Genomic DNA, 22,455 nt, shown 5'->3' on the forward strand with positions numbered 1-22,455 from the left:
AGAGTATTAAATGTCACATATTCAACAAACTACAGATCTTCCGTCAACAATGCGCGCGCTAGCAGTGGTTGAGCCCAATGACGCTATTACGTTATCTGAGCTTTCTGTGCCAGTACCGAGTCCTGAAGGGAACGAACTTTTGATTAAAGTTGAATATGTGGGCTTAAACCATGTTGATGCCAATTTTGCAAAACAAGGTTTTTGTAAATGGCATTACCCGCATGTATTAGGCCATGATGCTGTTGGGGTGGTTGTTCAGGCAAATAAAGGTGTATTCCCTGGTGTTGGTGCACGCGTTGTATGGCACGCCAGTCTTGGCGACCAAGGTGTGTTATCTGAATACACAACGGTGCCAAACTATGCTGTATCGGTTGTGCCAGATAACGTATCACCTGCAGACGCTGCAACCTTACCTTGTTCAGGTATGACGGCATTAATTGCCCTTGATAAGTTGCAACTGAGCGAAGGGGATTCACTGTTTATTGATGCTGGTGCTGGCGGGGTTGGCCAATTTGCTATTCAATTTGCTAAGCAACGTGGTGCAACGGTGTTTACCACCGCCAGCAAACACAATCATAAGTTACTTAAGCAATTAGGTGCAGATGTCGTGTTTGATTATAAAGACCCTAAACTTGAAGATAAAATTCGTCGTGAACTAGGGCCGCAAGGCTTTGATGCTGTGCTTGATTGTATTGGTGGCGATACTACCATTCGTAACGTTGAGCTAATGCGCTTTTGTGGCCATATTGCATGCTTAAACGAACTCCCGAAATTCGAACAAGAACTGATGTTCAGACGCGCACCTAATATTGGTATTGTGTCGCTTGGTGGGGCTTGGCTTGCTAATAGCTTATGTGCACAGCAAAAGCTAAGTTTTATGGGCAATTTATTACTCGATAATGCAGCGCGTGGTGAGATAAAACTGCCACAAATCCATGCCGTTGACTTTAGTGCCCACGCGGTTTCTGATGCACTGAATAAACAACTTGCTGGTGGCTTCACTGGGAAACAAGTTGTGCAAATAAGCGGTTAAACTTGCATACTCACTGCCCAGTCATTTTGTTTGATGGTCAGTGTAATCTGTGCCATTTTTGTGTTCGTTTTATTCTTCGCTTTGATAAACAGATAACCTTTAAGTTATGCCCAATGCAAAGCGATAAAGGTGAGCGTTTATTAAAAGCGCATGAAGTAAAAGATCCACTTTCCTCAATGTTAGTGATTGATAAAAACCAGCTATATAAACAAAGTGATGCTGTGTTATTTATCGCAAATGAATTAGGGTTTCCATTCTCAATTGTAAAAGTGTTTTATCTGCTCCCAAAGGGATTTCGCGATCGTATTTATGATTGGGTAGGTCGTAACCGCTATCGTATTCTTGGTAAACAAACTCAGTGTAAGTTACTGAGTGAAAAACAAAAGCAGCATTTTTTATAAACATTTAAAGTAAATTTTGCTATTCTCTTTATTGGGAACAAATAAAAATAATAAGAATATGAACATTCTCTTTCTAATCCTTTGCACCTTTTACATTGCTTTACTGCTATTTATACCTGCATTATCTCAACCCTCTATGGCGGTATTTAAAGCATTACCAATCGGTGTGTTGATTGTGATGGTTTTAAAAGCACGCAATCAGATACAAAATCGCATTTTGATCACGCTATTATTAGCACTTAGCTTTTCGGCACTCGGTGATGTGCTACTAGCCCTTGATACAGGGCAGCTTTTTATAGGCGGTTTAGCGGCATTCTTTGTAAGTCATGCTTTTTATATCATTACCATGTTACCAATTAAACACTGGCGAATAGAAGTCGTATTACTTTATCTCTTTTTTGCAATCATCGTTTTTTGCTTATTCTATCCAAACCTGAATGACATACTCATTCCCGTGCTTTTCTATATGTTGGTGCTCACCATAATGGCAAGCCTTACTTGGATGACGGATAAATCGAACGGTTTTTTAGTCTTAGGTGGGGCAGTGTTTGTTGTATCAGACTCTATTCTTGGCCTTAATCGTTTTTATTTCGAAATTGTGCATGCAGATATCGCAATCATGTGTAGTTATTATTTAGCGCAATTTTGTTTGATTAAAGGGTTCTTACCAGCAATAAGCAAACAGAAATAGCCGCAGTGGCTCAGTTTAGTTTGTCGTGATAAAATATCTGCGTTTTAATTTTCGAGATACCCCATGGCCAATACAGCACATGCATTGCATATTTTAGTTAAACATAAAGAGCAAGCTGAAGATATCATTAAGCAACTTAAAAAAGGGGCTAAGTTCCAAACCCTCGCTAAAAAATATTCAACGTGTCCGTCAGGTAAAAAAGGCGGGGATTTAGGCGAATTTAGACGCGGGCAAATGGTACCGCAGTTTGACAAAGTTGCATTTAGCGGCGAAATCCTTGAACCGCATTTAGTGAAAACCCGCTTTGGTTGGCATGTAATTAAAGTATTGTACCGAACTTGATTCCTAATAAGAACGCCTCCTGCTGTGAGGCAAACTAATTTATATTCAATTTTTAGACATTACTTTAACGTAATTGAGCATTCCATTATCTGGAACTAGTTATAAAGTAAACTTTTTTAATATTTAAGTTTACATTTTGATTGGTCAGACTTCTTCAAATGTCCTTCGAAATAGTGCTTTTAGGTTAATAGCGACTAACGTTAATCGGTCGGTAGAGATAAATCCATCCCTACAATGTTGTGTATTTTAATCCACTAGAATGTGGCTTATGAAGTTTTATGTAAATTTGGATATACCTCTAACGCGATCGCGATCATTAAATGGAGGTATATTATGAATAGTCAATCAAGATTAAAATTAGCCATTTTGGCTGCGAGTACTTTACTCGTTACTCAATTACATGCAGAACCATCCGGAAAAGGTAATGGAGAAACACCAAACGGTGTTCCTTTCAAGCATCTTCAAGAGCAAATAGAGCAAAATAAAGCTGAGTTAGATGCTTTAGCAGCAAGCACAGGCGCATCCATCGCAAGTATTGAAGCTGATATAATGCTTATTCAACAAGATATTAGTGATTTAGCTGCGCGTATAACAGCGAATGAGAATGATATTGCGGCTTTACAAAGTGATGTCGAGGCGAATGCTACACAAATTTCAGCTTTAGAAGCTGAAACTGCAGCACTTCAATCTGACTTAGATAACTTAGAAGCAAGCTTAGCATCTAAACAAGATGTCTTAGATGGCTCTTGCCCTGTTAATTCATCGCTTAGGGTAATTTATCCTGACGGAAGCTTTATTTGCGAACTAGATACGAGCGATACGTTGCAAAGCATACTGATTAGATTTGGCGGATATGTACCTGTTAGCTCGGTTTTTAGTGTGATGAGACGAGCAGTCTCAGGCAATTGCCCTTCAGGCTATTTTGTAGTGAGTGGTGGTCCTGAAATAAGGTATTTAGGTACTGGGCGTAATGTGAATATTTCAAGTAGCAAGATAATAGGCATATCAAGTTGGGAGGTTAATTTCTCAAGGGCTTATGGCAATAGTACTAACTTAGTACGTGTTAAAACAATGTGTTTAAGAAGGTTTAATTAATACAAAAATGAATCAAAGCTAACATAACAAGTCGGTTAATATGAGCAAAAAAAAAAGCGCCAAAGGCGCTTTTTTTATGGCCACATTTTATAACCAAACTTTATACCGAAATAAGTTAGTTTATTTGTGGCTGTACATCTAGCCCATAACCAAACATAACTGCGAGTACCAGTACTATTGATGCGGCAGCCATTAGTTTGATAAGCAGTGGTAAACAAAATCTAAACCAATGGCCGTAGGGTACGCCAGCCATACCTAAAATACCCATAAGTACGGCATTTGTAGGAATGATCATATTTGAGAACCCATCACCAAATTGGTAAGCAAGTACTGCAACCTGGCGTGGCACACCGACTAAATCTCCTAGTGGTGCCATTAGTGGCATCGTGACATAAGCTTGACCAGAACCTGATGGAATAAATGTATTTAATACAGTTTGAATCACTAACATGCCAATCGCTGATATTTCGGCAGATACATAAGACAGCGGTAACGACATGCCATGCACTAAACTATGCAGAATCTGACCATCCTCTAAAATCAGCGCAATACCCCTTGCAACACCAATCAAAATTGCGGTTGTTACTAGGTCTGACACCCCCTCAATAAATTTATTGGCCGCTTCATCAGCAGATAACTTGCCTAAAATGGCTACAACGACACCCCATGCGATAAAAACACCACCTAGCTCATATAAATACCATCCTTTTGATGCGATACCCCAAACAGCAATCGCAAGGGTAATAATAAAACTACCTAAAATAAGTTTATGGCGAAGAGCAAGTGTTGGGTAACTTGCAGCCGTTTGATTTTCAAGCGGGCAAGGTACACCTATCATCATCGACTTAGACGGATCATTGGCCACCATTTTGGTGTATTTCCAAACATGATGAAAACCGATAAGAACAAATGGAATGAAGATGGCTAAACGTAACCATAGGCCAGAGTAAACAGGAATACCTGCAATTTGTTGCGCTATTAATACGGTGAAGGGGTTAAATGCCGATACACCATACCCAATACCATAGCCTGCGACTATCATACCGACTGCGGTCATCGCATCGAGGCGCATTGCTTTACAAAGCGCAACTAAAATAATAACAAACGGAATGTACTCACCTGCTGTACCAATACTGCTCGATGCAAGTGCAAAGCAAAATACCACCATAAATATTAAACGCTGTGGTTTTTCACCGTGGCGCTCAAGTAAGCGACCGATTAGTGCATCAACAGTACCTGTTGCGCGTGCTATGGCTAATACACCCCCGACGATTAATACAAAGAAAATTACATCTTGTGCCGCTGCAAAAGCGCGAGGAATTGCTTGTAATAAATCCCAAGGAGTTAAATAGTGACGTTCTGATACTGTTTGATAAGTACCCGCAACGACCATTTCTCGGCCTGAGTCACTGAGTGTTGTGCTGAAGAAACCCTGTGGTACGAGCCATGTTGCGATTAAAGCAATGACCATCATACTGAGTAGTAAAATTAGCGTGTGGGGAACTTTAAAATGCAAACCCATTTATTCTCCATAATATTTTTATAGGTAAAATTCTTGAAATAATACCATGGCTTAGACAAAAAAGGTGACCGAAAAGTAAGCGTATTGTGAACTAATGTAATATGTGAAGTGCATAAAGACAGGGAAAGAGACAGGCCACAATACAGTGGCCTGAATAAAACTTATTTACCTAAGCCAAACGGGTCATCAATGCTGTGTGCTGGTTCTGTAAACCAACATGGGCCCGATTCCGTCATGTAAAAGTGATCTTCTAATCGAATACCAAATTCGTCAGGAACAACAATCATTGGCTCGTTACTAAAGCACATACCCTTAGCAAGTTTAGTTGTATTACCCCCAACTAAATAAGGCCATTCATGAATATCTAAACCAATGCCATGACCTGTTCTGTGAGGACATCCTGGTGTTTGATAGTCTGGACCCATACCATTAGCTGAGAGATATTGCCGTACAGCATCATCGACCGAGCCGCAACTAGCACCAATTTTAGCGGCGTTGAATGCAGCTAATTGTGCATTTTTTTCATGTTGCCAGAACTCACGTTGGCGTGCAGTTGCATCTCCAAAGACATAAGTACGTGTAATATCAGATAAGTAATCATGTACTTTACAACCTGTATCAATCAACACCACATCCCCTTTTTTAAGGGTTTGTGGATTCTTTACACCATGCGGAAATGAAGACGCTACACCAAATAATACAATGCAGAAATAGTTTCCTGGTGCGCCTACTTTTTGGTGTGCTTTTTTAATAAAGGCTTCGACTTCGGTGGTTGTTATCCCTTCGTAGAGCATACTTGCAGTGGCTTTATGAACTTCAAGAGTCATATCCATAGCACGTTGCATAAGAGCAAGCTCATTCGCTGATTTATGCATACGGCAATGCGCTGTAACACATTGGGCATTAATGATGTTGTAATGGCTATTGGCTTTATTTATCCCATCATAAATAAAGAATTGCGCACTTTCATCTATACCAATCGTAGCATTTTTATCGATACCCATTTCACACAGTACATCAACACACAATTGATACGGGTTTTCATGTTCTTGCCAGCCGCGTATTGGGCCGTCAATCACCATAAAATCATTTAAACTACCAATTTCAAAATAAGGGGCGATGTATTCAACATTGCCTTTCGCAGGTAAAATAGCGCCAACTAAACGTTCACTTGCATACCAACGCATTCCAGTAAAATAAGCAAGGTTGGTTCCTGCATTCAGATAAATTGCGTCTATATTATTGGCTTGCATATAGGCTTGCGCTGCGCTGATGCGGGCTAAAAATTCATTACTTTGTATCGGGGTTAAATCTGTTGTCATATCTGATAAAGAAGCTAAAGCTTGCTCTGGTGACTGAATACCGATGCCATATGTTGTCATTGTTTACTCCTTGGTTTTTTCACATTGTGACCTGAGTGCGTAACTGGATGCAAATTCACTGCGACTAATCGCATCTAATTCGTTTTTAAATCGAGTGCTGCTAGCATGCGCAAAAAATAAGGAGTGATGATGCAAGCAAACTACCTACAAAGACAAGCTGAATTTAAAGCCCGACTTGAACAGCAAGGCTATAGCGCCATGTTAGTTCTTGGTCATGAAAATATTCGTTACTTAAGTGGTTTTAGTGGCAATGCCGCCTACGCATTGATCACAAAGAACGACTGTATACTGATAACCGATTATCGCTACCATCAGCGTGCTATTGCAGAGACTTCGGGGTTTGATGTGGTGTGCCGCGACCGTGATACTGAAAGTCTTGGTGACTGCATCAACCGTCATTTAGCTGCTAAAAGTCATATTGCGTTTGATGCAAGTTATATCACAGTTGCAGTATGGCAAGATGTAGAAAAAGCGCTAAGTAATCACACCTTAGCCCCGGTTACTGGTCTTATAGAACAGCAAAGACGTGTTAAAGATGCTTGGGAAGTTGAGCAGATTAAAGCGGCTGCAGCTATCGCGGATCAGGCTTTGGCAGAGACTTTACCTTACTTCAAAGAAGGGGTTACTGAGCGTGATTTAGCCTTAGAACTTGAATACCGAATGCAAAAGCTAGGATCCGAAGGCATGTCTTTTGCTACTATTATGCTATTTGCTGAACGAACAGCGCTGCCGCATGGTAATCCGTCTTCACAGGTGTTAAAACACGGCGACTTTATCACCCTTGATTTTGGGGCTGTGGTGAACGGCTACCGCTCCGATATGACACGAAGCTATATACTAGGTGAGGCATCTGATAAACAAATATCGATTTACAAAGCTGTCGAAGAAGCGCAACAAGCATCACTTGCGCTTGTTAAGCCCGGTATCAACTGTTTGGCGTTAAATGCGGCATCACAGCAAGTATTGGATGATGCAGGATATGGAGAGTATGCAGGTAAAGGTCTCGGGCATGGGCTAGGGCTTTTCTTACATGAAGTGCCTTTTATTAATACCTTGACTGATTACACCCTTGAGGTTGGTAATGTGATAACCATAGAACCTGGCATTTATATACCAGGTTATGGTGGGGTGCGTTTAGAAGACGATATCGTCGTTACTGACACAGGTTACGAAGTATTAACGCACGCACCCAAGCCATTTATTATCTAAGCCACTATTTTTTAGCGTACGCTAAGCGGGCAAGTCGTTCAGTCGTGTGATAACTGTCGAGCCCGCTTACTGCGACGGTCTCTAACGATTCGATATCGACAAACCCATCGTTGTCTATACTGTGCTCATCAAGGTGAATCGCAGTAATTTCACCAATAATGAGTTCGGTGCCATTGATTTCAAGGTGGTGGTGCTCTTTTAACTCAACGCCATATTTAAGCCGGCTGTCTTTCACGTAAGGGGCTTTGAAGTCAGCGAGATATTCTGCTTCTAAACCCGTCGCAATAAACTCAGATTCCGCTTTATCATAGCGTGCAGATGTTTGGTGTGCCTGTTGATAAATTGTTTTATTAACGTGGTTAATCGTATAAAACCCCGTTTCTAAAATGTTTTCTAATGTATGTCTAGGCACAGAATGTGGACGGATTATCATGCCTACCAACGGCGGGTGTGCGCCTAAATGAAACACTGAGCTGACAATGGCTAAATTTGTATGCCCTTGATTATCTTGTGTGCCAATTAAATTAGCACTTTTGAACCCAGATAAACTATTAATGAAATGGGCTCGGTATCGACTGTCTAAATTTTCAATGGTGTTTTTTGAAAAGTACATAATTTTCCTTGTTACCAATCAATGGTTTTTCCCTGCCAATCAATGTAAGCAGGATTATCTAACTGAGATAAAAAATGAGTATCTGCAACAAACTTATAAAGCTGCTTAGCAACAAATTCTGGAGTAAAAAGCTTATCTGCTGGGACATTGGCTTGAAAAGGTTTAGATAAAGGTGTGTCTGTTGTACCAGGATGAAAGAGCACACAGTGGTTATGTTGAAAACGACGTTTAATCTCAATCGCAGCCGATTTAAACAGCATGTTAAGTGCAGCCTTTGAGGCACGATAACTGTACCAGCCACCCAGTTTATTATCAGAAATGCTGCCGACACGGGCACTCAGTGCACAGATAACACTCGGGGTTTTACGGTTAAGCAAAGGTACAAAAGCATTAACGCAAGCAATCGGTAATAAAGCATTCGTTTTCATGCTGTCGATGAAGTGTGCCTGCGATATGTCTGATAATTTACGCTCTGGAGCATGATCCGAATTATGCAGCATGCCATTGAATATCATCAGTTGCGACAACGGAGTGTCGTAGCGTGCAAGCTCAGTTGCCACAGCGGCTAAACTGGCATCACTGTAATCAGTGATAAAGTGCTGATGGCGCACATTATGTTGAGTTGTGCTATTAAAACTATTGTCAAAATCACTTCTGCTCAGAGTCACAATGATGGCATCGGTTAATTTATTGTGTAGCTCATTGAAGTAGGCTTTTGCGATATCACTGCTTGCGCCAGATAAAATAATTAGTTGCATTTTTAGCTCAATTCTAAATTTTTTAAAAAATATTTTTTCTCGTTCAACATAAAAAAGTCGCTTAAGAATGGGCCGTTTTTTATTCTTAAACTAAAAAGACAGACATAATTCAACATCTAAAAGCCTTACCAACTGTTTTTTGAACACGCCTTTATTTACACGGATTTTGCCTAAAATATTGGTAAGTCCATTTTACCAATTGAATGGATGAAACATGGTTTGTTAAGGCTAAGCTGCATAATTATTACGCTTTTATGTTTATATATTGGTTATTCTTTTTTACGAACATGTTAGAAAATTCGATCTATTAAATTGACGCTGACAATGATATTAATAGAAAGGATCAGTATTTTGTAGGCGTTTTGCTTAGCAAAATACTGTGCAGTAAGTACTTTCAACTTAGTAAAAGAAAGGAGTATGAGAATGAGTGAACAATACGCTGCACTTCGCGGTAATGTTAGCATGCTTGGACAAATGTTGGGTCAAACGATTAAAGATGCACAAGGACAAGCCATTTTAGATAAAGTAGAAGAAATTCGCGCTTTATCTAAATCGTCACGTAGTGGTAATGAAGCCGACAGACAGGCCCTTATTGATGTACTACACGCTCTCACAGACGAAGAACTATTACCGGTTGCACGCTCATTTAATCATTTTTTGAACCTTGCTAATGTTGCCGAACAATTTCACACTGTGTCACGCTTTAATGATGTTGGCTTTTGCCAACTTAATCCTCTCACTCAAACATTAAAAGCGTTAGCAACTGCGGCAAATCAAGGCCACATTGATGTTAATCATTTAGCCGAAACTCTCTCAAAACTCCACATTAATTTAGTGCTCACCGCGCACCCTACAGAGGTGACGCGTCGTACTATGATTAACAAACACGTTGAGTTAAGTGATTGCTTAGCGTCATTAGAGCGCAAGGACAATCTACCTACAGAGCGTGCAGAACTTCTTAACCGTATAGAGCAGCTAATAAGCCAAGCATGGCATACGGATGATATTCGACGTTCACGCCCGACCCCTATTGATGAAGCAAAATGGGGCTTTGCCGTGATCGAAAACAGTCTATGGCATGCTGTGCCACGTTTTCTGCGTGAATTTACTGATGAGGTTAAATCTGAACTCGATTTAAGCTTACCAATTGATTACAGCCCGATAGAGTTTACATCGTGGATGGGCGGCGACCGTGACGGAAATCCATTTGTCACCGCTGAAGTGACGCAACAAGTGCTTGACCACGGTCGTTGGATGGCCCTCGATTTATATTCTCGTGATATTGAAACCCTGAGTAACGAACTATCAATGTCAGATGCAAGTGATGAGCTTATTGCGCTGGCAGGTCAAGAATTCGAACCATACCGTGCGGTGCTGAAGAACTTAAAAAATCAGATTGCTGAAACAGTTACGCACCTTGGTGCAAAAATTAAGCGTAAACGTACAGATTCTGAGGATTTAATTACCGACATAGCACAAATAAAACATCCCATTGAAGTGTGTTATCGCTCGTTAATTAAAACCAACATGCGAGTGGTTGCTGACGGTTTATTACTTGATGTGTTACGACGCATAAATAGCTTTGGTTTACGCCTAGCTAAGCTAGATGTACGTCAAGATTCGTCGCGCCACAGTGATGTGTTTTCTGAGTTAACACGCTATTTGGGCTTGGGCGATTATCACCAATGGCAAGAGGACGATAAGCAAGCTTTCTTACTTGCTGAGTTAAATTCGCGCAGACCGCTTATTCCTAAGCATTGGAAACCGAGTCCCGATGTTCAAGAAGTGCTAGATACCTTTGATGTTATTGCTGCACAAGATGCGCACACCTTCGGTTTATATATCATTTCTATGGCACGCACTGCGTCTGATGTATTAGCTGTGCAACTGCTTCTAAAAGAAAGTGGTTGTAAGTTTAAATTACCCGTGGCTCCTTTATTCGAAACGTTGGATGACTTAAATGCGGGTAAAGATGTTATCGAATGCCTACTTGATAACACTTGGTATCGTGGTCATATACAAAACCAACAAAATGTTATGATTGGCTATTCAGATTCTGCGAAAGATGCGGGCATGATGGCTGCTGGCTGGGCGCAGTACGAAGCCATGGATAAACTTGTTCAACTTGCTGAGCAACGTGGCATTGAGTTGGTATTGTTCCATGGACGAGGTGGCACCGTGGGACGCGGAGGCGCTCCTGCCGCGCAAGCACTGCGTTCTCAACCACCGGGTTCATTAAAAGGGGGACTGCGTGTTACTGAACAAGGCGAGATGATCCGCTTTAAGTTTGGTCTGCCTGCCGTTGCGCTACAAAGTCTTAATATTTATGCTGGTGCAGTGCTTGAAAGTAATTTGTTACCGCCTCCTGAGCCTAAGAGTGAATGGCGTGATGTGATGCAGCTTATTAGCGCCGAGTCATGTGAGCATTACCGCGATGTGGTTCGTCATGATGAAAACTTTGTTCCCTATTTTAGAATGGCGACGCCAGAGCAAGAGCTTTCAAAATTGCCATTGGGTTCACGCCCTGCGAAACGAAACCCACATGGCGGGGTAGAAAGTTTGCGTGCAATCCCATGGATTTTTGCATGGAGCCAAAACCGCCTAATGTTACCGGCTTGGCTTGGCGCATTAAGAGGTTTACAAGCTGCACTAGATAAGTACGGTATTGAAACCTTGCATGAAATGAGTTTGCAATGGCCATTTTTCCGTGCGCGTTTAGAAATGCTAGAAATGGTATTTAGTAAGGCGGATAGCTGGTTAAGTGCACACTATGATGATGCGTTAGTGACAGATCAATATAAACCGCTCGGTGTGAAGTTACGCCAAGAACTTAATGAAGCAATTGAATTGGTTCAATCATTGAGTCCACAAAAAAGTTTACTTGCTGATCAACCGTGGATCAAAGAGTCTATTGCTTTGCGTAACCCGTACACCGATCCACTCAACTTGTTACAAGTCGAATTACTACGTCGCTCGCGTGAAGCAGATGCTAGTTCAGCGGGTGATATTGATAATGCACTCATGATCACCATGACAGGGATTGCTGCGGGTATGCGTAATACCGGTTAATCACTCTTCATCTACTAATCGTACGTCGATTGGTAAGGTAATTATAAACCGTGCGCCGTGATCAGATGACTCGGCGCATATTTTCCCTTTTAAGTTATACTGCACTGCGTTAAAAACAACATTTAAACCCAGCCCCAAATGCTGGCTACCCATATTGGATGTGTAAAAGGGGGTGAAAATTTCTTTAAGAATTCCGTCTTCAATTCCTACGCCGTTATCTTGATAGATAATATCAACACACTGCGCATTCTGCTTAATTACAATGTCTACTTTGCCTTCATCACGGTCAATAAACCCATGTTCGCAGGAGTTAATCACTAGTGTTTTTAAAACATCACCTAAAATAGAGGGGTAAGACATAATCGTGACATCATCACCACTCACTTCGTAATAAATATGTTTTCCTAGATAGATACTCAGCGGTTCGAGTCGGTCGTGCATATACTCAAGAAGCACAATATTTGACATCGGTTTATCAAGATTAATAGAGACATTGAGCGATTTAAATTCTTCAACAATGCTGGCGAGTCTATTAACACTACTGATCACCAACTCTTTTGCACTGCTGGTATCATTTATAAACTCGTGGAAATGCTTGCTGGTTAAATTCCGGTTTTCAAACTTATCAGATAAGCCCGTTAAGTATTTATCTATTAGCGAGCTGGCTGTCACAATGGTGCCTATCGGGGTATTTAATTGATGCGCCATGCCTGAGACTAATGACGTAAGCGACGCTATTTTTTCGATTTCTATAAGATGGCTTTGCGTATCGTGGAGGCGTTTGAGCGTGGCTGCGAGCTTATGTTTTTGTCTGTTAATACTTCGTATGGCTATAAATGAGCCGATAATAATCAAGAATAGACACATCGAGATGGCAATTGTTAAATCTTGGAATGCTTTTGCTTTGGTTGCTTTTATTTGCTCTGTTTTGGTTAGTTCAGAAATTCTCACTTCTTTTGCAGCTAAATCAGCTTCGGCTAAGGCTTTGGTTAAATTAACACTTGCCTGACGTTTCAAAGCGACCGTTTGTATGTCGTTGTACTGTTTATAAGCTATCAGTGCATTTTGATAATTGTCTTGTTTTTCATAGAGACTTGCCGTGAATTTTGCGACTTCTAGCTGTGTTTCAAAATGCGTATATTTATCAGAATTGAGATCGATTGATGTGATCAAACTAATTGCGAGTTCAATTTTACCTTGTGCTTCATATGTCGCTGTAAGCGCTAAAATAGCACTCATGTATTCACTGCTTACATCATGCTCTTTTATTAAATCAACGGCGTTTAATAACACATTTTCAGAGGCTTCTAAGTCACCTAACAGTCGAAGAATTTTGCCTTTCAGGACTAAACTTATACTTTGGTGTGTGATGTAGTCATGCTTTTCTTGCAAAATGAGTAGCGCATCTAAAACTGCCATCGCTTCATCGTATTTTTTAAGCCCAACCAGTGCAGTCGCAATATTCATTGATGCAAACGATTCGTTGAGTGTTTGATTATTTGTTTGTGCGTAGAGTTTGTAATTTTCAAATGTGGTTAATGCTTCTTTAAAGCGTTCTAATTCTAAGTAGATAAGCGCTATATTGTTTTCGACTTGATAAACAAGAAGTTGATTTCGTTGTCTCGCAAAGGGAATTGCATCGTTGTAGTAGTTGAGGGCTTCTTCGTAAAGGCCAAGTCGTGAATAGATTCCACCAGAAAGGTTGTAATACCCATACATTAAACTCTTTTCACTCAGTCGAGAGACCATGCTTTTGTATTCTACCACTGACTGCATCGCATCTTCGAACTGATTGTTTTCAAATAAAAACCAGGTTTTGTAGTTGGTAATCATAACTCTTTGTTCGAGTGAAAAGTCATCTGTTTCGAGTAAAGAGTTGACTAAATTGAGCCCTTCGGTTGGGGAGTGTGCGTAGCTTTCCCTGATTGTATTGCGTATTTTTTCAAACTCATCTGCTGTTTTAACGTTAGCTTGACCCGCAACGGGGAAGCTAAACACCAGCAGACTAAACAAAAATGTAATGAGTACTCTGGCCATGCATGAACTCAATAGATAAAAAATAAAGTATTAATACCAGAATAGTTCATACGGTCGATTTCGTTCAGGTACAAACTGTATATTTTATTAGTAATGTGAATTATCAGAAAAAACGTATTGTTGGTTAGGAAAAATTACAGGTATCTAACAAGTAAACACAACGTGAAAAATCGCTACAGATATTTAATTATTAGCTAGCACTAAATTATTATTTACTTATCTGGTCTGACCTATTTTATTGCTAGGTGTTGACTCAGTTGTAGATATCAATAAAATAGCGCGGCTTTCTCATTCAGCCTAGATTAAGCCCATTTAAAAATTACCCACAGACTTTTAGAGTAACTTTATGACCAATGTGTCTACTTGCATCACATATGATGCATCGACGTCGCTTGTAATGATGACGTTAAGAGGGATGGCAAGTGCACAGGATGTGATAAATTTTTACCAAATAGCCCATCAATACTCTTTATTGTATGGATCAGATAAAATTTTGGTCGATGTATCCGAGTTAACCCATAACTTTGAGCCTGCAGACTTATTTACCATTATGCCCGTTGTTGCAAACACTTTAAAGCGAGCTGTAATCGCAATTGTGGTCAGTTTTGATGGGTTTATGCATGACCTGTTTGTGCAAAAGGCCAAGCGTTATAACGTGCATGCAGAAAATTTCGAATGTTTTCAAACAGCAAAAAATTGGCTTATAGAACAGTAATCTCAAAATGTGACATACACACCCGGTTTTAATTTAAAGCTGCGACTAATTAGCCTATTAAATCGGGACATAATTGAGCTTTGCACGCCTTAGAGTCTAGTAATTACGGGCATAACCTTTTACACTGTATAGCCAATTAATAATTATAATTTGTTATGACAGCAAGTAGTAAAGAACTGAGCCAAGAAGCGCTAAATTTAGCGTCATTTAGTTTTTCTTTAGAGCAAAAAACAGCGCTTTTTACTCAGTTAAAGCAGCAGCGCGGTATTCTATTTCAGCGCGATATTATTGGTCTGTGTAATGAGCATAAACTCACAGAAACACAGTTACTTAAAGCGTGTGTACCCGTTGCGAGTTTATTTTCTGTTGCGCCTATATCGCAATTTTATGTCGGTGCAATTGCACTGGGTATTAATCAGCAAGGCGAAACTCAGTTCTATTTTGGTGCGAATGTTGAGTTTACCCATCAAGCATTAAGTTTAGTTGTTCATGCAGAGCAGTCAGCGATAAATAATGCCTGGCTAAATGGGGCAAAATCAGTCATTAAAATTGCAATTAGTGATGCGCCGTGTGGTTATTGCCGCCAGTTCATGAATGAGCTAGATACAGCCGATTCGCTTGAGATACTCCTACCAGAAAAGCACTTTAGTTTGCATGACTTACTGCCTAATGCGTTTGGTCCTAAAGACTTAGGTAATGAAATAAGTCTTATGTCGCAGTCAGCGAGTACGCATCAATTTTCAGGTATTTGTAACGCGTGTGATGAAACACTCATTAAAACAGCATTAAATGCCTACGTGCCTTACACGGGGAACTTTAGCGCCGTTAAAATTAGTACGTACCACGATGGTGATTTTTATGGCAGTTACGCAGAAAATGCGGCATATAGCCCCAGTTTGTCACCTTTACAAAGTGCGTTGAGCCAGTTTTATCTTAGTGGATTAAATTTTGACGATCAGACGGTTAAGTCAATCACTTTACTTGAGACAGAGGACGCGAAAAATCAATTAGAGGTGTCGAAAGCAGTGCTGGCAAGCTTTGAAAACCCACCAGCATTTGAATACATTACAGCGGCTTTAATTAAGTAACAGTTTGGCCGCTTCTATGACGACGGCGACCGACTTTTTCTCGATCTCGCCGTGGTCTACATTAGGGATTTCTTGCTTAGTTCTATTTACTAATACGCCAGCTACACAGGCTGCTCTGAGGCCTAAAGCAGCACACATAGTAAAGAGTGTTGCCGATTCCATTTCATAATTCATGACACCAAGTTTTTGCCACTCTTCACAACTACCTTGCAAAGCTCGTGGTACATAACCTGAATAAGTATCGTAGCGTTCTTGTCCAGGATAAAATGTATCACTCGATGCCGTAATACCAATATGATAATTGATGGCTAAGTTATCGCAGGCATTAACCATTGCTTGTGTGGCAAAAAAATCAGAAACCGCAGGGTAACTTAACGGGGCAAAGTGTTGGCTTGCTCCATCTAAACGCACAGACGCTTGGCTAATTAAAATGTCACCTTCGTTAATATGTGGTTGAATGGCTCCGGTTGTCCCAATGCGTAAAAAAGTATCAACACCCAGTTGTGCTAATTCTTCTACAGCGATTGATGTCGAAGGTCCACCAATGCCAGTCGAACATACCACAACGCTGTGGCCATTTAGTTCACCACGATAAACATGAAATTCACGGGTTTTTGCTAAGCATTCAGGGTTATCAAGAAAGGTTGAAATACGCGCTGAGCGGTCAGGATCGCCAGGAACAATTGCCAGAGTGGCACCTTTTAAGTTGTCACGTGAGAGTCCTAAGTGAAATACCTTTTCCATTTTTGAACCTTATTTTTATCTAAAGCGTAATACTTAAATCATCTGCTTGTAAAGTACAGGACAGATGTCCTATTTAAGGTGAAGGTTGCAAGAATCGAACAGATAACCTAAACCTAAAGATGTAATGATAAAAGAGGATATATTATGCCTGCGTCATCTTCTATGAGTAAACATCAACAATTTGCCCGCTGCTTAGAGAGTTCACACGTATCAGCCTCGGCGCCTTTTCACTGGTTGTCTTTGGCGTTTAAAGATATCGCTAATGCACCCATATTAAGTTTAGTTTATGGTTTAGTGTTCACCCTAATACCCGCTACGATTATGTACTTTGTGTATCAATTTGATACCCATCTTGTGATTTTACCGGCTGTTGTTGCCTTTGCATTAATTGGTCCTGCATTTGCGGCAGGCCTATATGATGTTGCTTGGGAGCTTGAAAAAGGGCATAAACCAACTTTATTTCATAGCTTAAAATCAATGTTTAGAAATCCTGCCGGTGAATGGGGATTTGCTTTTTTACTTATGGTGATAATGATTGTGTGGATGCGATTAGCAGCACTTATCCATGCCTTGTATCCAAACGTTGTAAACCCAAGCTTTGAGCAATTGTCGGCATTTTTAACCCTAGGTACGATTGTCGGTGGTATTTTACTAGTCACTGTGTTTGCCATTTCGGCCTTTACGCCGCAAATTATGATGGAGCGTCGTGTGGACTTAATGACAGCGGTCATCTCTTCTATTAACGCCGTTAAAACAAACGCGGCAGCAATGATTGTGTGGGCTGGGTTAATACTTTGCTTGGTATTTGTCGGGTTTATCACTGGCACGGCCGGTTTTATTGTCATTATGCCTTTACTTAGCTATGCAAGCTGGCATGCGTATATTGCGGTGATCAAGACTAAGAAACCGCGAGGTTACGAATAATGAGTATTCACTCTGCATGAATATAAATCTAGTGCAGTAATCTCACCGATTGCTGCACTATTTGACTTTAACTTAACGCATGTTATACCTGCCTCATTAGATTGTTTATTTAATTCATAAGCAAATTCAACTTTTCTGTTTGAGAAAATAAATCTATTAAATTCAATGAGTTGTTTTTTCTAATTTTCATACGCTGTTTAATACTAGGCTTATCTAGTTTTGAACTTTGTGCTAAATGCATAAATTTTTGTTAGCGCATGATTATGCAGATAATTATCAGCGGAGTAGATATGAGTAACACACAAAAAGCATTCCACGAAAAATTAAGTCACTGCCTTTGTCCACCAGGAGACGGTGTTTTTACGGTTAATACAGCTAAAGAGCGTAAAGATGCACTTCGTACCAAGCTTTATGGTCAAACAGAAAATGTTGATGTGCTGTGGAAAGAATCACTCGAGACATTAGCAGACTCTGAGCATAAAGCCGTTATTTTAGGGATTAGTTCAGATTGTGGCGGTGGTATTTTACGTGGGGCCAATTGGGGACCGCTATTTTTACGTTCGACATTAATTGATCAACAGCCTCAAGCACGTGCTTTTGATTTAGGTGATGTGCGTGTTATTCCACATTTATTGCATGATAAATATTTGAACGATGCAACGATTAGTAACTGTCAAAAAGCGTTGTATGCTGACGAAAATAGTGAATATCATGTTTCACCACTTTCTATTACAGAAGACGTATGTGATGGCTTTTATGCACACTACCCAGAAAAAGGGATTTTTGGAATAGGGGGTGACCATTCAATTAGTTACCCGTTAACCAAAGCGTATTTAAAAGCAAAACGCGATGCAGGTAAACGCACTGCTATTATTCATTTTGATGCGCACACCGACCTATTAGTTGAACGACTAGGGATTGATTTGTGTTTTGGTTCGTGGTGCACACATATTCTTGAGTATTTACCCGCTCCGCGTAATTTGATCCAATTTGGTATTCGTTCAAGTGGCAAACCAAAAGCGCATTGGGAATCAACATTCGGTGTGAAACAGCATTGGGCGCATGAAATAATCGAACGCGGCGCAAAAGCGGTTGCAGATGAGGTTATTGCACAACTTAAAGCAGACAATATTGATGAGCTATACGTGAGCTTCGATATAGATGCGCTTGATGAAAGTTTCGCTTCGGCTACCGGTACGCCAGAAGCGGGGGGATTAACCCCTCAGCATGCTCTGGATATTTTGGTGGCGTTAGCCGATGAGTTTCCAATCACAGGGGCTGACATGATGGAAATTGCCCCCTTTACGGACAGTTCGTTGATTGGTCAAACAAGTTCAGAAACAACGTTGAGAGAGGGTGCAAAAATCTCAGCATTTTTAATCGGTGCAATGAATAAATAATACGTTAATAATGCAAGGGCCTGTGTATTAGGCCCTTGTTCTGGTCACAATTGTTAATTCTATTTCAATAATGGCTACATCACGCTATATTGATAGTTAATAATCATATTGTGGTGTTGTTGCTGTATGCGCAATTTACTAATTTTGTCTTTGTTGCTTTTAATATTTCCTTGTTTTGCAGCAATTACAATAGTGACTGAGAACTTACCAAATTTTCACTATCAAAATGAAAAAGGCGAACTTGTTGGTACTGTCGTTGATAAAGTAAAGGCAGCATTAACGCGCAGCGGCGTTAACTACACACTATCGGTTAATCCTTGGTCTGTTTCATACAATGCAGCACTGCGTGACAGTAACACCTGTATCTTCTCTATGGCGAGGCTTCCAGTCAGAGAAGCGCATTTTAAATGGATTTCCAAGCTGTCTAACTTTACCGTCTCGTTTTATAGCTTCAAGCCTGAGCATATCAATATTGCAAATCTGGGTGATGCGAAACGATACCGTATTGCCGTTTTAAAAGACAATTACAGTCATATTTATTTAGCAGAACATGGTTTTAATGAAAAAAACCAACTCATCTTATTAAATAGTTTTGACAACATATACGATATATTAAAAAGCCGTCGTAATAGTATCGATTTAGTGGTGCTCAGCGATGAACAATTTAACTTCGCGCTCCAGCAAGACCCCTCACTCTCGTCATTAAAACCTGTTTATGAAATCCCAGTGGGAAGCCAAGAATTGTATTTTGCATGCAATAAAAATATCAACAATTCAACCTTGGAAAAATTAACCAACGCCTTTGCATTTGACGATAAAAAATAGCACTTGTTGATTGCATTAAAGTCGCTATAATCAGCTGCTTTTTGACCATTCTTGCAAAAGTGTAACGTCTAAAAAGTACTGTGTATTCAAAAGATTGAATGCGATTCTATATTTAGGAGCTGCAATGAGTGATTTACTCATTATTATGTTATTAATTTTGATTAGTGCTTTATTTGCGATGAGTGAGATAGCCATCGCTGCATCACGCAAGATCAAATTGCGCGTTATGGTTGATGAAGGTAGTAAAAAAGCGCAGGCGGTTTTAACACTGCAAGAGCAACCAGGTGCATTTTTTGCGATGATTCAAATTGCGCTGAACGCCATCGCGATTTTAGGCGGGATAGTGGGTGAGCAAGCCTTATCACCTTACATTGAACAAATTTTGGTCATGGTATACCAAGGGCCGTTGCTTAGTCAGATAAGCTTTTTAATCTCGTTTTTTTGTATTACGTCGCTCTTTATCTTATTTGCAGACTTGCTACCCAAACGTTTGGCGATGATCATGCCGGAAGTGGTCGCAGTGAATGTCGTTTCAATCATGCGCTGGGTAACTTTTGCGCTAACACCGTTTGTGATGTTTTTTAATGGCACCACTAATTTTATTCTGCGTGCTTTTAAAGTGCCGGCAGAACGAGAAGACATTGTAACCACAGAAGACATTGTTGCCATGATGGATGCAGGTGCTGAATACGGAAGTTTACAGCAGCAAGAGTATGAGATTATTGGTAATGTATTTGACTTAGAAGCTCGCTTTTTATCGAGTGTGATGACACCGCGAGATCAAATTGTGTTTTTCGATGTGAAAGCCGCTGCGGATGATGTCGCTACAAAAATTATTGAACACCCACACAATCACTTTTTAGTGTGCGATGGCAGTTTAGATAAATTAATTGGTTCGGTTGAATCAAAAGATATTTTGCGTAAGGTACTCAAAGGCCAAAATGCTGACATAGATGAGGAACTGATCAATAAGGATATCTTTTATTTACCTGAAACTCTTAGTTTGTCAGAAGCGTTAAATACTTTTAAAACCGCCGCTGAGCCGTTTGCTGTAGTTGTTAATGAATACGCATTAATGGTTGGCATCGTTACGGTAAAAGATCTTATGAAAGGCTTTATGGGTGATTTGATCAGTCATCAGGGCGAAGAGTTAATTATTCAACGTGATAACACTTCATGGTTAGTGGATGGCCTGACACCTGTGGTTGAGCTTGCTAAAGTGCTAGAGATAGAAGAGTTTCCTGATCAATCACATTATGAAACTATTGCCGGATTCCTTATTTATACGATGAAGCGACTTCCGAAGCGCGCCGAGTTTATACACTTTGGCGGGTTTAAATTTGAAGTGGTTGATGTTGAAGGAGTGAAGGTCGAGCAACTCTTAGTTACTCGAATTTCAGAAGAAAGCAATTAAGGCTGCTCATGCAGCCTTTATTCAAAAGTATCTTTCACTATTGCCTTAGCTTGATGCACCATGTGTACGCCATTTGACCAACACTCAATGGGCTGCAGTGATGCATTATCAAGTAACACCAGATCTGCATCTGCATTGATAGTCACTCTACCTTTATTAATACCAAGCACATCAGCTGGATTTGAGGTAATAGCCATTAATGCGTGTTCAACCGATACACCATATTCTTGAACGGCTTCAACAAACGAGCTATGCAATGTTGATTCTTTACCAACTTCAAGACCTAATAGATTAAAGTTATCATCAAAAATAGGTAAGCTTGCATGACCATCAGAGCTCATGGTGAGCTTAGTCGGTTGTACATTATTTTTAAGGCAGTAAGCCAGTGCCTGCGCGGCTGAATATTCACCATGGGCAAGATCATACTCTGTCGTGCTTGTGGTAAAGTCGATAGTGCCACCCGCTTTGCAAAACGCCACGCCCGCATTGAGTAAAGCAAGATTACGATTCATATGCGTAGGATAAAACTGGCTAAGCGAAATATCAGTTAAGATATCTATCTCATGTAATAAAGATAAGTGACTATCTACTGGACCTACATGAATACTAACCGTGCCTTTTTTACCACTTAACATGCCAGCCACTTTTGCTTCAGCGGCTAGTTCAGCAAGTTGCTGAGCCGTTGGCTGACTACTGCGATGATCAGAAATGGCGACTTCACCGACACCAATAAACTCCTCAATATACATAATGTCATTCGTTATTGAACCAGTGAGTGTTTTAGCAGGTAAGTGATATGAACCTGTATGGCAAAATACGTTTAATCCTCGTTCTTTAAGTGCTTTTGCTTTTGCAATTAAATTACTATGGGTTCGACTACTTGAGTCAGTACCAAGGGCAGCGATAACCGTTGTTGTACCATGCAATGTTGCATCTGTTAGGTTCATTTCAGGTGTTCTGCTAGCAAAACCAGCCTCACCGCCACCACCTGTTATATGGACTAAAGAGTCAACAAACCCCGGAGTTAAAATGCAATTAGATCCATCAACGATGGTAACACCATGATAATTTTCGATATTAATTTCAGGCTGTATATCCACGATTTTTCCGCCCGCGATTAAAACATCTTGGTTTCCAAGCGGCGAAGGAGCGAAAATATCTGCGCCTTTTATAAGTGTTAACATAATTAAATC

General features: G+C 40.3%; 20 protein-coding genes. 13 read left to right on the plus strand and 7 right to left on the minus strand.

From position 1 onward, the window contains the following. Positions 1–10: 10 nt before the first annotated feature. The 5 genes from ACSSVW_RS02135 (at position 11) to ACSSVW_RS02155 (ending at position 3,562) form a co-directional block, all read left to right on the plus strand. Positions 11–1,033, plus strand: a complete 1,023-nt coding sequence (locus ACSSVW_RS02135) for a zinc-binding dehydrogenase (protein ID WP_454178745.1) — start codon at positions 11–13, stop codon at positions 1,031–1,033. 26 nt (positions 1,034–1,059) lie between these two features. Then, entirely contained in the window at positions 1,060–1,434 is a 375-nt protein-coding gene (locus tag ACSSVW_RS02140) for a thiol-disulfide oxidoreductase DCC family protein (protein ID WP_454178814.1), read from the plus strand. Positions 1,435–1,492: 58 nt separating this feature from the next. Next, entirely contained in the window at positions 1,493–2,125 is a 633-nt protein-coding gene (locus ACSSVW_RS02145) for a lysoplasmalogenase (protein WP_454178746.1), read from the plus strand. Positions 2,126–2,188: 63 nt separating this feature from the next. Beyond that, complete coding sequence (ppiC, locus tag ACSSVW_RS02150; protein ID WP_054552145.1) at positions 2,189–2,467, plus strand: peptidylprolyl isomerase PpiC; 279 nt, start codon at positions 2,189–2,191, stop codon at positions 2,465–2,467. 333 nt (positions 2,468–2,800) lie between these two features. After that, positions 2,801–3,562 carry a hypothetical protein gene (locus ACSSVW_RS02155; protein ID WP_454178747.1) on the plus strand — a complete coding sequence of 254 codons (762 nt, stop codon included), beginning with the start codon at positions 2,801–2,803 and terminating at the stop codon, positions 3,560–3,562. 115 nt (positions 3,563–3,677) lie between these two features. Here ACSSVW_RS02155 and ACSSVW_RS02160 read toward each other — a convergent pair whose 3' ends face one another. Together ACSSVW_RS02160 and ACSSVW_RS02165 are read right to left on the minus strand one after the other, a co-directional pair. After that, positions 3,678–5,084, minus strand: a complete 1,407-nt coding sequence (locus ACSSVW_RS02160; RefSeq protein ID WP_454178748.1) for a YfcC family protein — start codon at positions 5,082–5,084, stop codon at positions 3,678–3,680. 161 nt (positions 5,085–5,245) lie between these two features. Beyond that, the gene (locus ACSSVW_RS02165; RefSeq protein WP_454178749.1) at positions 5,246–6,466 is read right to left on the minus strand and encodes a M24 family metallopeptidase; all 1,221 of its coding nucleotides are present in this window, start codon (positions 6,464–6,466) and stop codon (positions 5,246–5,248) included. Between the two features lie 129 nt (positions 6,467–6,595). Between ACSSVW_RS02165 and ACSSVW_RS02170 the strand changes: the two genes are divergently transcribed. Continuing rightward, positions 6,596–7,675: a M24 family metallopeptidase gene (locus ACSSVW_RS02170; protein WP_454178815.1), complete on the plus strand. Its 1,080-nt coding sequence runs from the start codon at positions 6,596–6,598 to the stop codon at positions 7,673–7,675. Between the two features lie 4 nt (positions 7,676–7,679). Here ACSSVW_RS02170 and ACSSVW_RS02175 read toward each other — a convergent pair whose 3' ends face one another. Both ACSSVW_RS02175 and ACSSVW_RS02180 read right to left on the minus strand, forming a co-directional pair. Continuing rightward, positions 7,680–8,288: a flavin reductase family protein gene (locus tag ACSSVW_RS02175; RefSeq protein WP_065979136.1), complete on the minus strand. Its 609-nt coding sequence runs from the start codon at positions 8,286–8,288 to the stop codon at positions 7,680–7,682. A gap of 11 nt (positions 8,289–8,299) precedes the next feature. Then, on the minus strand, positions 8,300–9,046 hold the full coding sequence (locus tag ACSSVW_RS02180) for an SDR family NAD(P)-dependent oxidoreductase (protein ID WP_454178750.1): 747 nt from the start codon (positions 9,044–9,046) through the stop codon (positions 8,300–8,302). Between the two features lie 423 nt (positions 9,047–9,469). Here ACSSVW_RS02180 and ppc point away from each other — a divergent pair, with 423 nt between their 5' ends. Further along, positions 9,470–12,115: a phosphoenolpyruvate carboxylase gene (gene ppc, locus ACSSVW_RS02185; protein WP_074989136.1), complete on the plus strand. Its 2,646-nt coding sequence runs from the start codon at positions 9,470–9,472 to the stop codon at positions 12,113–12,115. Here ppc and ACSSVW_RS02190 read toward each other — a convergent pair whose 3' ends face one another. Beyond that, entirely contained in the window at positions 12,116–14,152 is a 2,037-nt protein-coding gene (locus ACSSVW_RS02190) for a tetratricopeptide repeat-containing sensor histidine kinase (protein ID WP_454178751.1), read from the minus strand. 397 nt (positions 14,153–14,549) lie between these two features. On the opposite strand from ACSSVW_RS02190, the gene ACSSVW_RS02195 reads away from it, so the two are divergent. Beyond that, complete coding sequence (locus ACSSVW_RS02195; RefSeq protein WP_227006865.1) at positions 14,550–14,867, plus strand: hypothetical protein; 318 nt, start codon at positions 14,550–14,552, stop codon at positions 14,865–14,867. 155 nt (positions 14,868–15,022) lie between these two features. Further along, positions 15,023–15,955, plus strand: coding sequence for a cytidine deaminase (gene cdd / locus ACSSVW_RS02200; protein ID WP_454178752.1), 933 nt, complete (start codon positions 15,023–15,025; stop codon positions 15,953–15,955). Here the strand turns inward: cdd and udp are convergent. Then, the gene (gene udp, locus ACSSVW_RS02205; RefSeq protein ID WP_454178753.1) at positions 15,944–16,699 is read right to left on the minus strand and encodes a uridine phosphorylase; all 756 of its coding nucleotides are present in this window, start codon (positions 16,697–16,699) and stop codon (positions 15,944–15,946) included. The genes cdd and udp overlap by 12 nt on opposite strands. A 144-nt stretch (positions 16,700–16,843) precedes the next feature. Between udp and ACSSVW_RS02210 the strand changes: the two genes are divergently transcribed. The 4 genes from ACSSVW_RS02210 (at position 16,844) to ACSSVW_RS02225 (ending at position 21,262) form a co-directional block, all read left to right on the plus strand. Then, positions 16,844–17,623: a DUF2189 domain-containing protein gene (locus tag ACSSVW_RS02210; RefSeq protein WP_036972774.1), complete on the plus strand. Its 780-nt coding sequence runs from the start codon at positions 16,844–16,846 to the stop codon at positions 17,621–17,623. 290 nt (positions 17,624–17,913) lie between these two features. Beyond that, positions 17,914–19,023 carry an arginase family protein gene (locus tag ACSSVW_RS02215; RefSeq protein ID WP_036972773.1) on the plus strand — a complete coding sequence of 370 codons (1,110 nt, stop codon included), beginning with the start codon at positions 17,914–17,916 and terminating at the stop codon, positions 19,021–19,023. A gap of 126 nt (positions 19,024–19,149) precedes the next feature. Further along, positions 19,150–19,848, plus strand: a complete 699-nt coding sequence (locus ACSSVW_RS02220; RefSeq protein WP_421420551.1) for a substrate-binding periplasmic protein — start codon at positions 19,150–19,152, stop codon at positions 19,846–19,848. A 124-nt stretch (positions 19,849–19,972) separates the two neighbouring features. Then, on the plus strand, positions 19,973–21,262 hold the full coding sequence (locus tag ACSSVW_RS02225; RefSeq protein ID WP_421420552.1) for a hemolysin family protein: 1,290 nt from the start codon (positions 19,973–19,975) through the stop codon (positions 21,260–21,262). 17 nt (positions 21,263–21,279) lie between these two features. Here the strand turns inward: ACSSVW_RS02225 and iadA are convergent, their stop codons facing one another. Next, positions 21,280–22,446, minus strand: coding sequence for a beta-aspartyl-peptidase (gene iadA / locus ACSSVW_RS02230; RefSeq protein ID WP_454178754.1), 1,167 nt, complete (start codon positions 22,444–22,446; stop codon positions 21,280–21,282). Positions 22,447–22,455 lie beyond the last annotated feature (9 nt).

It is taken from the genome of Pseudoalteromonas sp. MBR-15, assembly GCF_053628915.1.

Coding starts and splice junctions, on each gene's coding strand:
- ACSSVW_RS02145 (WP_454178746.1), top strand. CDS start 1,493: ATGAACATTCTCTTTCTAATCCTTTGCACCTTTTACATTGCTTTACTG.
- ACSSVW_RS02135 (WP_454178745.1), top strand. CDS start 11: ATGTCACATATTCAACAAACTACAGATCTTCCGTCAACAATGCGCGCG.
- ppc (WP_074989136.1), top strand. CDS start 9,470: ATGAGTGAACAATACGCTGCACTTCGCGGTAATGTTAGCATGCTTGGA.
- ppiC (WP_054552145.1), top strand. CDS start 2,189: ATGGCCAATACAGCACATGCATTGCATATTTTAGTTAAACATAAAGAG.
- ACSSVW_RS02225 (WP_421420552.1), top strand. CDS start 19,973: ATGAGTGATTTACTCATTATTATGTTATTAATTTTGATTAGTGCTTTA.
- ACSSVW_RS02180 (WP_454178750.1), bottom strand. CDS start 9,046: ATGCAACTAATTATTTTATCTGGCGCAAGCAGTGATATCGCAAAAGCC.
- ACSSVW_RS02175 (WP_065979136.1), bottom strand. CDS start 8,288: ATGTACTTTTCAAAAAACACCATTGAAAATTTAGACAGTCGATACCGA.
- ACSSVW_RS02165 (WP_454178749.1), bottom strand. CDS start 6,466: ATGACAACATATGGCATCGGTATTCAGTCACCAGAGCAAGCTTTAGCT.
- ACSSVW_RS02190 (WP_454178751.1), bottom strand. CDS start 14,152: ATGGCCAGAGTACTCATTACATTTTTGTTTAGTCTGCTGGTGTTTAGC.
- ACSSVW_RS02210 (WP_036972774.1), top strand. CDS start 16,844: ATGCCTGCGTCATCTTCTATGAGTAAACATCAACAATTTGCCCGCTGC.
- iadA (WP_454178754.1), bottom strand. CDS start 22,446: ATGTTAACACTTATAAAAGGCGCAGATATTTTCGCTCCTTCGCCGCTT.
- cdd (WP_454178752.1), top strand. CDS start 15,023: ATGACAGCAAGTAGTAAAGAACTGAGCCAAGAAGCGCTAAATTTAGCG.
- ACSSVW_RS02155 (WP_454178747.1), top strand. CDS start 2,801: ATGAATAGTCAATCAAGATTAAAATTAGCCATTTTGGCTGCGAGTACT.
- udp (WP_454178753.1), bottom strand. CDS start 16,699: ATGGAAAAGGTATTTCACTTAGGACTCTCACGTGACAACTTAAAAGGT.
- ACSSVW_RS02195 (WP_227006865.1), top strand. CDS start 14,550: ATGATGACGTTAAGAGGGATGGCAAGTGCACAGGATGTGATAAATTTT.
- ACSSVW_RS02220 (WP_421420551.1), top strand. CDS start 19,150: ATGCGCAATTTACTAATTTTGTCTTTGTTGCTTTTAATATTTCCTTGT.
- ACSSVW_RS02215 (WP_036972773.1), top strand. CDS start 17,914: ATGAGTAACACACAAAAAGCATTCCACGAAAAATTAAGTCACTGCCTT.
- ACSSVW_RS02170 (WP_454178815.1), top strand. CDS start 6,596: ATGCAAGCAAACTACCTACAAAGACAAGCTGAATTTAAAGCCCGACTT.
- ACSSVW_RS02160 (WP_454178748.1), bottom strand. CDS start 5,084: ATGGGTTTGCATTTTAAAGTTCCCCACACGCTAATTTTACTACTCAGT.